This window comes from Rhodococcus sp. PSi06, from assembly GCF_054960675.1.
In genome coordinates this window covers 230,858-244,095 of record NZ_JBHNYO010000001.1, presented here as the reverse complement: position 1 = coordinate 244,095, position 13,238 = coordinate 230,858, and the positions used below count along the sequence as shown (strand labels likewise).

The window sequence follows — 13,238 nt, the reverse complement described above, 5'->3', positions numbered from 1 at the left end:
CGATGGTGAAATTTCGCATCAAGTTTTATTGGCCGTCGGTGAGCTGCGGGTCTAGCGTCGCGGCCGGCCGTGGACGGCTGTTGTCGCGCGAAGTGCTCGATCGGACACTTGCGGCATGGGCGGCGAGAAAGTTGTCGACGATTTGGATGCAGTCGTCGGCGTGGATGTGGCGCAGTCCTGTGAGGCGAGCGAAAACTATCGGTCCGAGGAGCTGAATGAGGGCGAAGGTGGTGTCGATCTCGCCGAGCACAGTGCGGGCGTCAGGGGCCGTCAGGATCTGATCCAGGGACCTGCGGTATTGCTCTATGACACGGGCCCGAAGCGAGACCACCGCGCCAGGATCGAGATCGCGCCGGCTGGCGTCGCCGCTGTTGACGGGTCCCATTGCCAGCCACGCCAGCGTGGTCATTTGCACCGGAGCTTGGTCGATGAGGTCGGCTTGGGTGGTGAGCACCGAAATCAGACGTTCGCGTAGCGGACCGGTATCGATATCGGTGTCGACTGGGGGTAGTAGTCGCTCGAAGGTTGCAGCGAGCAGGTCAGTGGTACTTCCGAAGTGGCGGTACAGAGTGGCACGTGCAACCTTCGACATGCGGGTGACCGCCTCCACGGTGACCGCCTCGACACCGCCGGTGGACAGCAGCTGGCCCGCCGCTTCGAGTAACCGGTTACGTGAGCGCGCCAGCCGGGGGTCGGCCGGGCCCTCGGCTGCAACGAGAGGGTCGACCATGAACGGGCTCCGCTCCATTTTGACTGACAAAACATGTCCTCGCTTGACCATTCTGTCACACCCGCAAAGTTATGATACTAATAGTCTCGTACCGAGACGATCAGTCTCGAACTGGGAGGCTGGCCGTTGAACGAACGTAGATCCGACTCTGCCAGCGTCGCTCGATGGAGCGGTGCCCAGTGGTGGATGTTGATTGTGTCGTGCATGGCGGTCGCGTTGGTGGTGGCCGCAATGGCGGCATTGTATTCAGCGTTGCCACAGATCGCGGTCGCGACAGAGGCGACGCAAGCTCAACTGACCTGGATAGTCGACGGTTATACGCTGGTATTGGCGTGCTTCGTTCTGCCTGCCGGTGCGATCGGTGACCGGTACGGTCGCCGCGGGGTGCTCGTGGCGGGGTTGGCGTTGTTCGCTTTCGCGTCGGCATTGCCCTTGTTTCTCGCCGACCCGGCGTGGCTGATCGCTGCTCGCGCGTTGGCTGGGGCGGGTGCGGCGCTGGTCATGCCCTCGACGCTGTCGATACTGACCGCGGGATTTCCACCGGCGCATCGCGGTCGCGCTGTAGGTGTGTGGGCCGGGGTTGCTGGATCCGGGGCTGTCCTGGGCATCCTCGGGGCTGGTGTGCTGCTCGAGCAGTGGTCGTGGACCTCGGTGTTCGTCGGGTTGACCGTCGCCGGAGCGGTTCTGGCCGGGTTGGCATGCAGTATCGCGGAGTCCCGCCAACAGGAGCATCCACCGGTCGATTGGGTGGGCGCGGTGACCGTAGTGGTCGCGGTCGGGGCGATCGTCTTCGCTGTGATCGAGGTTCCGGCCCGTGGCTGGTCGGATTCGCTCGTCGCCATCAGCACTGCGGTGGGCTTGTTCGCGGTTGTGGTGTTCGTCGTCGTAGAACTACGTTCCTCGGCACCCCTACTCGATGTCCGGTTGTTCGCCCGCCGTGGTTTCGGTGCCGGCGCACTGTCGGTCTGTATCCAATTTCTGGTGACCTTCGGGGTGTTCTTGCTGTTGGTGCAGTATCTGCAGTTGATTCTCGGTTATGGACCGCTCACCGCCGCGTTGGCGTTGACCCCTATGGTCGTGCCGCTCATCGTGATCTCGGTGATTGCACCCTGGCTGTCGAACATTGTTGGGCTGCGGGTGATGACCACTGTAGGTCTGCTCACCATCGCGGCGGGACTGGTGATGGTGAGCAGACTGACCGTCGCGGCGACTTACCCTGACCTGCTGTGGCCCTTGCTCATCATGAGCGCGGGTTTGGGGTTGTGTACCGCCCCTGCGACTTTCGCCATCGTCTCGGACACTCCTGAGGCCAAGCACGGGGTGGCTGCCGCGGTCAACGACGCAGCTCGCGAAATCGGTGCCGCGATTGGGATTGCGGTAGCCGGTAGCGTGCTCGCGGCCGGTTACGTTCAGCACATTCAGCCGGCTCTGCCCCAGCTACCCGAGCCTGCCCGTGGTCCGGTGGCCGATTCTCTGGCCGCCGCGTTACAGGTCGCCGACCGCGCAGGACCAGCTGGTCAGCCGCTGGCCGAGTTCGCCAGAGCCGCATTCGTACACGGAAGTGGTCAGGCGACGCTGTCGTTGGCGGCGCTGACCGCCGCTGGGGCACTCGTCCTCGCCGTCTTTGCGCCAGGTAGACGCAGCCGTACGACAGCCACCGCGGGTGATGGACGTCGGTGAAGGTCGGCCAGGGTGTCTATTCTTCGGTGTGATTCGTGTCTGTGGCCCGGAGTTGGGCTCGGGCTTGGGACTGCATGAAGTGTTCGACCTCGACCACCACGAACAGGGCAGTAGCGGTGGCTACGGAGCGGCCCTGCGCATCGTCCATCGTGGCCGTGAGATCCAGTTTGCGCCCATCACGAGACCGAACGGCAGCACGCAATACGTATGGAGTGCCGAGCAGAACCGGCGCTAGGTAGTCGAGCTCGAGACGCCGCGTCACGGCGAGCTCACCCACTGTGTAGAGCAAAAAGCCGAACAGATCGTCGAGAACGGTCGCCACCGCGCCGCCGTGTGCTATCCCGGGTGCCCCGACATGACGTTGATCGAACACATGGTGAGCCACCACGCCGTTCTCGTCACGCTGGACCGACAAGGCGTGGCCGTGCGGGTTCTCCGGCCCACAACCAAGACAGTCGGGGTGGTGGGGCGGTAGATCAGGCGACTCGGAAGTCGTGCTCCAGAACGAGCGCGCCCAGTTCTCGATAGCGGGGCCGGCCGACCCGCTGACCTCGTCCGGAATTCTTTTCATGGTCGGACCTCTCTGTCGTGAAACCGTGCCGAGTCTGTCGCGTCTTCGCGCGCTCGGCCTGCACCGCAGCGTCCGGTCGGGCGTTCGTCCGACCGGTCGGCGCACTCGCCCCCGCCATGATTACCACGAGCGGGAGTGTTCTCACTCAACGCACCGCTCGGCCCGATAGCGCACACGACGCGGCCGCCGAGCCGAAAACGGTGACCGCGAAACATCGACAGCTCCCGTCGGCGGCTGAATTGCTGTCGGCGTGAGGCAGGGATCAGGGTCTGTTGCCGAGCAACGACACGGCATCGATACAGCGTCCACCGAGAGGCGTCCGACTGTTCCGTCCGGCAACTCTTCGGTCGTTCGGTGCCTCCGCACGCCTGGGGCGATCCGACACGAGCGGCTGCAGCACAGTGCGATGCGCCGTTCACCGCGCGCCGTCGAACGACGATGGGCATCATCTCGTGATGGCGGACAGCGAGCGTGAAGCAGACTCCAGGGACTCCACCAGGATCAGCTCGAGTGCAGGCAGACCGGCAGCCGACACGGCCACCGCAGCTGCGCGTGTTCGTACATCGAGACCGCGTTGTGTTCCGGCGCGGGCAGTTTCGGTCCAGGCCTGGGCGCAGTGATCGGCGGCCGCCGCGAGGTCTGCGGTAGCGGGATCACCGGTCAGACGTGCAATCTCGGTACAGCCGTCGGCGAGAAGCCGACGAAAGAGCCCGCCTCCGGTTCCGGCCTTTTCGATGAAGATACCGAGACTGAACAGCAGCGTCTCGAGGTCATCGGGCGGAAGGTCGACCCAGCTCTTGACGTCGGTTGCCAGCTGGTCGACCGCGGCCAATCCTTCGGCACCGGCTGCTGGTACGTGGTCGGCTATTCCCGGTGTCGATGGGGCGCGCATGCTGGCGGCGGATCGGGCGAAGGCCGCGGCCGCGGCAGTCGACACGGGCGGCAGTGTCTGCGGCCATGCGATTCGGTACGTGCAGTGACGTGTCGGTTGCGGGAACGAGGTGGAAGATCGCGCCCGAGCGAGCGCGTCGAGCGGGATCTCCTGCACGTCGGCCCGATCGTTGTCGACGACCGAGGCAGTCCCCCCGATCTCGTCGTAGCCGATCACCACGATGTCGTGGCGACTCATCTGCAGTTTCACCCGTAAGTAGGGCAGCTCAGCGATATCGGCCCAGACCAGACTGGGTCGTCCCGCATCGATGTCGTCGCGAACCCATGACCATCCCTCACCGGGATCGTCGGTCGTGAGAACCTCGACTTGTCCGCCGAGCCTGCGCGGCAAGTCGATCTCGAAGTCGGCACCGCGGCCGACCAGGTACATCGGTGGGACCAGGTCGTCCGATCGCAGGTAGGACAAACCCAGATCACCACCCAGTGCGAACACCAACCCCTCGTCGGGTGGTCCGTCCCATCCCAGACCGTGCCACTGGAGAAGGTCTCGCATTGCACCTGACCCGCAGTGCCCTCCCATCCGGTGGGGATAGTTCTCGATCAGAGTCGTGGGGGTCACTGTGACTGCCTTTCGGGTGGTTGGTCGAGCGCGCGTGTCGGCACGCTCAGCTGTTCCGGATTCTGTCGAGATACGTTCGGCGAGCAGCCATGTCCACGTCCGCGAGGAACACCGAATCTGTGTTCAGGGCCGCACCCAGTCCGGTCGCCAGACGCCCAGGGACGAATTTCACCGCCGCGACCATTGCGCCTGCGAGACGGGTGACGCGGACGAAGGGGCGTGGATTCTCGATCAGATCTGCTGTCGCGCGGGCGATCTCCTCCGGCTCGGCGTTGCGTAATCCCTTTGCGCCGGCGGTTCCGGCGACGAGTTCGGTGTTGGTGAACGTCGGGCGGACTGTGGACAGTCGAACCCCTGACTTGCGGTACTCCAGTCGTGCGGCCTCTGTGAATCCGATGACTGCGAACTTGGTAGCGCAGTAGGTCGCCAAACCAGGTACCGCGAGCTCGCCGGCCAATGACGCAGTGTTGATGATGTGTCCGGTGCGGCGCGGCAGCATGCGCTGAAGAGCCAGTTTGGTCCCGAAGATGACACCCAGGACGTTGATCTCGACTTGCCGCCGGGTTACTGCATCGTCCTCTTCGTGGGCGTGGCCGGTAGGCATGATGCCCGCGTTGTTGATCAGGATGTCGAGGGGTCCGAGTTCACGTTCGACCAGGTCCAGAAACGTTGTGAACGAGTCAGGTTCGGTGACGTCGAGTCGGGTGACGACCTTCACCCCGAGTTCGGCGGCGGCCTCCTTCGCACGTGCCTCGTCGATGTCGCCGATGGCGACCCGGTGGCCTCGTCGAATCAACTCCTTCGCTGTCTGATAGCCGATGCCGCGAGCTCCACCTGTGATCGCCACCGTCCTGGCGGGGGTGTGAGGTGCGTTGTTCGTCATGCTGCGCTCCTTGCATAGATGAGAGACATCGGTAGACGCCTGTCGGCCCGCTCTCGCGGTAGCGGCTGCGCACACGGGAGAGGGATATGGGTATCGCACGTCGTCTCGTGCCCGGGGAGGCGTTCGGATCGGTCGTTCATCGCCCGCAGCCGCAACCCCAGCGGCAGAACGGGTCTCGTCTGTTCGGTGCAACTTCCGGTGTCGGCCTTACCACGGCCGCGGCGACGAGACAGTCATGTGGCACAGCTCTGCCAGCAGGTATCGGCTCACCCGATTCGAAGGTGTCCGAGGCGGTCCGAGTGTTCACGATCGCGATTGTTCGCGGAGAGAGCTCCGACCGATCGGCAGTCGGCCGCGATACGGGGTTCGGCGCGTATGTTCTCACCGCTTGTGTTCATCGAGACTCCCGCGGCGAGTTTCGATCCCCGGGAGTTTCGTCCGGCCGGGTGCGGCCGGTGAAAACATCATCGAGTGGGTGAGCGCCCGTGAAGATCGTGGGGCCGTAGGCGTGCCGAAGCACCGTCAAGATCGCGTTCAAGGGTAGGTCGTCGAAGACTCCTCGCTCGCGGACATACTCCATGTGCTGAGCTCCGTCTGCGGTGAAGGCATGCATGAGAGCATCGCGATCGCCGTCGAATTCCACTGGCGGCACGCCGAAACGAGCGCACAACTCGACATTGAATGCCGGCGTGGCCTTCAACCACCGGCCCTCGATGTAGAGGCGACTGTAGCCGTGGTAGACGAACAGGTCGGTGCCGCCCATCAGCGCGCGCAACGTCTCGGTCTGCAGGTGATTTCGGACGTCGGCGAAGCCGAGCAGTGCCGGGATACCCGCCGCCCGGCACACTGCGGTCAACAGCACCGCCTTCGGGACGCAGTAAGCGCGCCCGGTCTCGAGGACGAAGCTCGCTCGATAGTGGGCCGGATCATCCGACACGGTGTACGGGTCGTACCAGATCTGGTCGCGGACGGCGGCGAAGAGGCGTCTGGCCTTGTCACGGTCGCTGCTCGCATCTCCGATTGCCGCGGCGGTGAACGCCCGCACGGATTCGTGCTCGATGTCGAGGAAGTCCGTTGCTCCCAGGTACGCGTGTGGTGGCTGCGTAGTATGTGCTCCGGGCGGGCGGTCTGTCATGGTCATCGCTGATGTTCCCTTTTCTGAGCAAACCGGTTGCTGTTGTGTGCACAACGACCGAAGGATCGGTCAGTTGCGCGCGAGTCCGCCGAGCATCAGGTCTTCGCGTTGGACGGGGAGTCGCTGGGCGATCACCCGTTTGCTGTACATGAACTCGCGCGGGCGACCTATGCAGTCGGCGGCAATGAGCTCACCGGCCTGGAGATAGAAGCAACTGAAATCACTGTCGCGGGTGGGGTCACCGCTGAGAACCACTTCGTCGTATCCAGTGTTGAGGCCGGCGATCTGCAGCTTGAAGTGATACTGATCTGACCAGAACCACGGCAACGCTTCGATTTTTCTGGACTTCCCGCAGGCGGTCGAGGCAGCGACTTTGGCCTGCTCTCCTGCGCTCGAGACGGACTCCAACCGTAGTCGACGGCCGTAACGGGCCATGTCGTGGCTCGCGCAGTCCCCCGCCGCCATGATGTCGGGGTCGTTGGTCCGAGTGTGATCGTCGATCACGATGCCGTTGTCGATGACAAGACCCGCATCGGCGGCGAGGTCGGTGTTCGGCTCGACGCCGACACCGACGATGACCAGATCTGCGGGGATCGATTCCCCGCTGGCCAAACTGACTTCACGAACCTCACGGTCACCGGACAGGCCTTCGACCATCGCGTTCGTTCTGATGTCGACTCCCTGCTCGCGATGTATCCGCTCGAAGAACGTCGATACCTCGGGAGCAGTGACCCGCTCGAGCACACGCCCAGTTGCCTCGAGGACTGTGACCTGTACGCCCAGTGCGCGCAGTGATGCCGCTGTCTCGAGTCCGATGTAGCCGCCTCCGACGATCACCACCCGCCGGCCAGGGCCGGTGGCCATACGGATCCTCTCGACGTCCGCTGCGGTGCGCAGGTAGTAGACCCCGTGGAGATCGGCCCCGGGAACGGTGAGCCGACGAGGGCGGGCTCCCGTGCACAGCGCGAGCTTGTCGTAGGCCAGCTTCTCCCCGGTGTCGAGAACGACGTCGCCCTCCGACCGAACGATGGCCTCCACCTGCGCGTTCAGGAGCTGAATACCTTGCTTGGAGTAGAAGTCCGTGCTGCGAATGGCGATATCGTCGAGTACGCATTTGCCCGCCAGGTATGCCTTCGACAGCGGGGGGCGTTGATAGGGAGTGGCGGACTCGTTACCGATGAGGACGATCTCGCCTGTCCAACCTTCTTGGCGCAAACTAGCTGCCAGTTGTGCCCCAGCATGGCTTGCGCCGACGATGATCGCCCGTTGCGATGTCATGCGCTGGAAGTAGGCGTCAGGCGCACCATCATCTTGCTGATGCCCCGCACGAAATTCGACTGAACATACTCGGGGTCGCCGACGACCTCGATGTTCTCGAAGCGGGGAAGCAACTCCTCCCACAGAATCCGCAGCTGCATTTCGGCCAGCCGATTGCCCATACACCGGTGTACACCGAATCCGAACGCGATGTGATTGCGCGCATTGGCACGATCGATGATGAAATCATCAGGATTCTCGAAAATGCGTTCGTCGCGGTTACCCGAGGCGTACCACATCACCAATTTGTCACCCTTGCGGATGAATTGTCCGTTCAGAACGGTGTCGGCTTTGGCGATTCGGCGCATGTACGCCAAGGGTGTTTGCCATCGGATAATTTCCGAGTTCATGTTGGGGATCAAATCGGGATTGGCCTTCAATTTCTCGAACTGGTCGGGGAATTGGTTCAACGCAAGAACGCCACCGCTCATCGAGTTTCGCGTCGTGTCGTTCCCACCGACGATCAGCAGGACGAGGTTGCCCAGAAATTCCATCGGACGATCGATCAGATCCTTGGTGTCCTCGTTGCTCTGCAACATGGTGATCAGATCGAAACCGGACTCTTCCCCTGCAGACCTCCTGGCTGCTTTGTCATGCCAGAGAGCGCTGAGGCCACGGGCCATGTCACGCATGCCCTCGAACACCTCGTCGTTGTCCGAGGGCCCACCGTTGGCTTGCTCCATCGAGGTTGCCAAATCGGACCAGTAGACGAGTTTGCGGCGTTGTTCGTAGGGGAAATCCAAAAGAGTTGCGAGCATCCGAGCTGTCAACTCGATCGAGACATTCTGCACCCAGTCGAACGGCTCGTTCAAGGGGAGGTCGTCCAGCACCTCCCGTACCCGCGATCGGATCAGTCCCTCCATCTCCCGGAGGTTTTTCGGTGCGACAACCCCCTGGACGGCAGCGCGCTGCTTGTCGTGGCGTGGCGGGTCCATCGCGATGAACATCTCGATATCGAGAAACCGGGGCGGGACGCCGATGACGATGAACGGTTCGGCCGAGAACACAGCGTGGTTCTTGTCGACGGCCACGATATCGGCATGGCGCGTGACCGACCAGAACGGGCCGAACGGACTGTTGGGTTGGTAGTGAACCGGTGCCTCGTTCCGCACGCGCTCGAAGTACGACTGCCACCGCCCTTGTCTGTAAAGAAAGGGGTTACTGAGGTCGATGTCGGCGAGCTCGACATCCTCGACCGGTGGAATGGGACTTTCGACGAAGATCTTCTTGCCATTCGTGCCAGTCACCCACCGTCGGGTCTTGTCGTACAGATGAGCGCCCTGGATCTGCAGCCCTATAGGGATGGTCGACTGGACCTTGTCGGTGATCGACTCAGAAACTTTCATGCTGTCGTGCCTGCCTTTCGCACATCACAGTTGGAATTCAGGTGTTCGAACGATCAGGCCATCCCACGCTTCCGAGGCCACCATCTGGCACGACAACCGAGACGTGGGTTCACGCTCGGGGTTCATCGCCAGCATCTCTTCCTCGTCGGCGCCGGACAGACCCACCTCTCCTGACCACTGCGGGTCGACGATCACATGGCAGGTGCCACAGGCCGTTTCGCCCCCACAGTCTCCATCGATCCCCGGCACAGCATTGTCGGTTGCAATCTGCATCAGCGATCGACCTTCGACCAGAGCCGCCTCGTGCTTCTCACCATCGTGGGCGACGAAAGTTACAGCTGCCATGTCAACTCCTCGTTTTCCGGCGTGATTGACGAAAGTGTCGTCGCAAACGCGGGTGACGGCTATGTTCGGTGGAGTCATAAACTTGTGAATTCGGGTCAAAGGAATCACCGTGAAGCTGAGCGATGAGGGCGTGCCACCGCTTGCGTTCGTGCAGCTGCTCGAACGCCGCGCACTCGACCCTGACGCCGCCGCGCGCCTTCGCGCGATCATGCACCGCGAAGGAACCAGTGAAGCGACGCTCATTCAGCATGACGTCCAGGCGCCGATACGGTGGTTTCGGGAGGTCTATCCCGAACTCGATATCGCCCAGGCCACTCGACTCGGATTTGCGTTTGCCGAGCAGGCCCAGTTGACATCGTTCGGGCCCCTGAGTTCACCTTTGATCAGCGCTGGTTCGGTCGCCGAGATCGTCGATCTCCTGACATACCTGCCATTGATCTCCACGGCGTTGAAATCGCAGTTCCACACTGGCGACTACGGTCTGATCGTCGGGCTCACTGCGCACACAGGCGATTCCGCACTGGACTGCTTGGTCATCACCTACGGCGGGTCGGCGTTATTACGACTGCTGGACATGCTCGCCGGTGACATATCGCCGGTGACACTCCATCTGAGCTGGCCGGAGCCGACCGAGGTGAGCCACGACAAAGGTCCGGCGAATCGCCGGTTCTTCGACGCTCCGATTTCCTTCGTCCACGTACCCGAGGACACACTAAACAAGGCTTGTCGGTTCTCGGACCCTCTCGCATATCGTCTCGCTATCACTGATCTGCAGCGGACACTCGCCCATCGGAGTGGGTCCATGTCATCCGCCGAGAAGGTGAGGCAACTGTTGGAAAAGGACCTCGGACAGCGAACCAACCATGATGTTGCACAAGCATTGTCAATGTCCAGCAGCACGTTGAAACGGCGGCTTGCCGAAGAAGGAACCACCTATAGCAAGGTGCGCCAATCGCTGCTGTACGAACGCGCGATGCTACGGCTCCTTGATCGCTCGGTTTCGGTCAGCGAGATCGCTTCTGAACTCGGATACAGCGACCTCGCCAACTTCTCTCATGCCTTCAAACGCTGGACCGGGCGCTCTCCGAGAGATTTCCGAAACCCACGACTCTCGGACGACCCGGATTCGACGTAGACCACACAGACGGGGTCAGATCGATGCATCGTTCGTTCGCGGCCTGGTCGATCTTCATCTCGGAGATTTCGGAGACGTCACCGCCTCCCTGCCGTGAGAAGAAGAGTGTGTGCAGACCCGAGTACGAACCACTTGTCACTCGACGGTGTCGGCCGGTACGCGTGCGGTCTCCGATTCGAGAAAGTCGACGAGTGCTTCCAACAGGCTGTCCGCGCGGGTTTCGACATCGGCGAGGACGGAGTCCACGTCGTCGAGAAGACCGTGGGCGTGTCTACGCGCAAGCGTTCCGCGTTCGTAGTAGCCGGGGTCAAGTAGGACCCGCGGTACTGGATCCGGTGCCGCGATCTGCTCCGGATGTTGTGACCGCGCAGTGGACTGCAGGTGGGTGGGTGCCCGTCCGTCCAGGTGCATTCGCACGATGCCCGCGACCGCACGGGCGGTCAGCGGGGTCGCAGCCAACGGGGTGTGGCCCCACCGGTCGATAGGAGTCGACAGCGGCTGTTTCCCGGCCGGGTCGAAATACCGGTCGTATCCGCCGAGCCCGGTGCCGTCCACGGCATCGAGAGCGTCGGCGAGCATTCGGGTGCTCGGATACTGGGTCTGATGGCCGAGTACCTCACACCAGCGCTGATACACCGTGCGCGGAGAAATGCCCGTCCCCGCCAGCGCGAGGGAAGTGACAGTGCGGACGCCGCGGCCTGTGTCGATACGAAGGGCGTCGATCCTCGGATCGGCGGTGACGTCGCAGTGCCGCAGGGCCGCGATCTGGGTGTACGGCAGACCGGTCGAAGCGAAGATCAGGACGAGGGCGTCTCGCCGCGCGAACTGTTCTGACGGCCAACCGGATTCGGGGAGGCGGGCGACGATACCGCCGATCACGGCTGCCAGCTCGTGCAGGCGCGCCGTACGCGCCACGTCCAGCGCAGCCCGAACGATCTCCGCACACCCCGGAGGAGGTAATAGATGCCGATGATGAGCGATGTCGATCACCGCGATCCGACGGCGTTGGGTCGTCGGCGCGGCGGGGTGCGCGTGGAGAAACCGAGCAAGCGACTCCGGAGAGGCCGCCAGTGAGGGTTCGCCATGGGCGGTGCACCAGTCCTCGAACAGGGACCACGTGTGCCGATCCCGCCTCGGTATCGACGTGTTCGTGATGTCCGCTGGTCGTATCGGACAAGGGCGGTCGTCGTGGTCAGCATCTGCCCCGGTCGTCCCGTCGCCGGTCACTGGCTCGGTCGGGTGCCTGGTCATAAGCCGAGCTCGGTGACGGCGTTGCCGATCAGTGGCGCATTCTCGTGAGCGTATGTTTCGACCATTGCGGGTGTGGTGTGCCCGGTTTGGCGCATGATCGCATGCGCGTCAGCTCCGTTGCGGAAGGCTTGCGTGACGAAGCCGGAACGGAGGGAATGCCCGCCGAGCTGAGCGACGGTGACGGGGTCGTATCCAGCTCGAGTAGCGCGGCGGCGGATCGCCGCGTGCACCGCGGCTCCGGACAGGGCTGTGTCGGAGAGGTTGCCGTTCTTGCGGACGGACCGAAACAGAGGGGACCGTTTCTCGACCACAGGAAGGGTGCCGCGACAGATATGGGAGTCGAATTCCACTGCGCGGGACAGTATTCGGATGACAGCAACTCTGCCGCCGGTGTCGAACGCTGCGACGATCTGCAGCCATCGCACCCACGCGCAGACCGGGCATGACTCGTGGCGGGCGGTGAACGGGAGTGCTTTCACGGTTCCGGTGCCGTCCTGGTCGGTCTTCGACTTCCGGATACGTACATGCGCACCATCGAGGCGGTCGCGGTGGACATCGCGGCATTCGAGCGCTACGAGTTCGCTGCGGCGGAATGCGCCGGTGTAGCCCATCAGCAATAGCGCGGTGTCGCGGCGTTCGAGGACCTCCGACGCCCAGCCCGCTGCAGTGCGTCGGGCGTGGTCGACGATCGTAGTGATGTCAGCGGTGAGGAGCGGGGCACGGGGTCTGCGGGGCCGCTCCCCCGCAGACGCGTAATCCCGCCGGATACCCGAGAGGGTGGCGCGGACCATCTCGTGCCCGCACGGGTTGTCGTGTCCAGTAGCGCGGTGGCGGTCCGCGACCGCCGCGATCCATTTGTCGAACGTCGACGGCGCATACGCCCGCGTCCCGTCGACGGTGAGCGTGTCGGCCGCGCCGACGAGGTACGCCGCCACCGTTGCGGGATGCGCCGGCAAAGCCTGGTGCCCGAGGACGATGCACCAGTTCTCGAATCGCCTCCACGCCGAGGCATAGGCACGGCGTGTTCCGGCCGAACGAGAAGCTGCGATCGACTGTTCTATCCGAGCAGCGACCTCGACCGGTAGGTCCGGGAACACTGCCACACCACTCACCGAGACGAGTGAATCCGCGTCCCCGACCTCACCGAGCTGCCGATCTGCCATGACAAGCACTGTAGCGAGCACCTCCGACAGACTTCTCAAGCCGAAAACACGCTGAGCAGGCCTTTTCGCGATGATGGTGCGGGAAGGAAAATTCTCGTCGGTCACCGCACAAATAACGTTGGTGACTATGACCCCGGCGCGAAAACGAGCTTCTCGGCTGTCGCCGCGCGTG

At 63.2% G+C, this 13,238-nt stretch carries 12 protein-coding genes; 2 read left to right on the top strand and 10 right to left on the bottom strand.

The features are described from left to right. Nucleotides 1–25 precede the first annotated feature (25 nt). Nucleotides 26–730: a TetR/AcrR family transcriptional regulator gene (locus tag ACFI9K_RS01195; RefSeq protein WP_037147412.1), complete on the bottom strand. Its 705-nt coding sequence runs from the start codon at nt 728–730 to the stop codon at nt 26–28. Nucleotides 731–934: 204 nt separating this feature from the next. Here ACFI9K_RS01195 and ACFI9K_RS01190 point away from each other — a divergent pair, with 204 nt between their 5' ends. Beyond that, complete coding sequence (locus ACFI9K_RS01190; protein ID WP_371828803.1) at nt 935–2,410, top strand: MFS transporter; 1,476 nt, start codon at nt 935–937, stop codon at nt 2,408–2,410. Nucleotides 2,411–2,426: 16 nt separating this feature from the next. Here ACFI9K_RS01190 and ACFI9K_RS01185 read toward each other — a convergent pair whose 3' ends face one another. The 7 genes from ACFI9K_RS01185 to ACFI9K_RS01155 form a co-directional block, all read right to left on the bottom strand. Then, nucleotides 2,427–2,981: a PaaI family thioesterase gene (locus ACFI9K_RS01185; protein ID WP_008720413.1), complete on the bottom strand. Its 555-nt coding sequence runs from the start codon at nt 2,979–2,981 to the stop codon at nt 2,427–2,429. Nucleotides 2,982–3,426: 445 nt separating this feature from the next. Next, nucleotides 3,427–4,491 carry a BtrH N-terminal domain-containing protein gene (locus tag ACFI9K_RS01180; RefSeq protein WP_037146824.1) on the bottom strand — a complete coding sequence of 355 codons (1,065 nt, stop codon included), beginning with the start codon at nt 4,489–4,491 and terminating at the stop codon, nt 3,427–3,429. 46 nt (nt 4,492–4,537) lie between these two features. Further along, nucleotides 4,538–5,374, bottom strand: a complete 837-nt coding sequence (locus tag ACFI9K_RS01175) for an SDR family oxidoreductase (protein ID WP_037146825.1) — start codon at nt 5,372–5,374, stop codon at nt 4,538–4,540. A 394-nt stretch (nt 5,375–5,768) separates the two neighbouring features. Continuing rightward, nucleotides 5,769–6,509: a transglutaminase-like domain-containing protein gene (locus ACFI9K_RS01170; RefSeq protein WP_037147416.1), complete on the bottom strand. Its 741-nt coding sequence runs from the start codon at nt 6,507–6,509 to the stop codon at nt 5,769–5,771. Between the two features lie 69 nt (nt 6,510–6,578). After that, nucleotides 6,579–7,787 (bottom strand): NAD(P)/FAD-dependent oxidoreductase, encoded by a 1,209-nt coding sequence (locus tag ACFI9K_RS01165; protein WP_037146826.1) that lies wholly within the window; start codon nt 7,785–7,787, stop codon nt 6,579–6,581. Then, nucleotides 7,784–9,172: a cytochrome P450 gene (locus ACFI9K_RS01160; protein ID WP_037146827.1), complete on the bottom strand. Its 1,389-nt coding sequence runs from the start codon at nt 9,170–9,172 to the stop codon at nt 7,784–7,786. Before ACFI9K_RS01160 ends, ACFI9K_RS01165 begins: the two co-directional genes overlap by 4 nt. 24 nt (nt 9,173–9,196) lie before the next feature. Continuing rightward, nucleotides 9,197–9,517: a 2Fe-2S iron-sulfur cluster-binding protein gene (locus tag ACFI9K_RS01155; protein ID WP_037146828.1), complete on the bottom strand. Its 321-nt coding sequence runs from the start codon at nt 9,515–9,517 to the stop codon at nt 9,197–9,199. 109 nt (nt 9,518–9,626) lie between these two features. On the opposite strand from ACFI9K_RS01155, the gene ACFI9K_RS01150 reads away from it, so the two are divergent. Beyond that, complete coding sequence (locus tag ACFI9K_RS01150; protein WP_037146831.1) at nt 9,627–10,652, top strand: helix-turn-helix domain-containing protein; 1,026 nt, start codon at nt 9,627–9,629, stop codon at nt 10,650–10,652. 135 nt (nt 10,653–10,787) lie between these two features. Here the strand turns inward: ACFI9K_RS01150 and ACFI9K_RS01145 are convergent, their stop codons facing one another. Both ACFI9K_RS01145 and ACFI9K_RS01140 read right to left on the bottom strand, forming a co-directional pair. Continuing rightward, nucleotides 10,788–11,642 (bottom strand): recombinase, encoded by an 855-nt coding sequence (locus tag ACFI9K_RS01145; RefSeq protein ID WP_242640281.1) that lies wholly within the window; start codon nt 11,640–11,642, stop codon nt 10,788–10,790. 257 nt (nt 11,643–11,899) lie between these two features. Beyond that, nucleotides 11,900–13,066: a site-specific integrase gene (locus ACFI9K_RS01140; RefSeq protein WP_037146834.1), complete on the bottom strand. Its 1,167-nt coding sequence runs from the start codon at nt 13,064–13,066 to the stop codon at nt 11,900–11,902. Nucleotides 13,067–13,238: the final 172 nt, after the last annotated feature.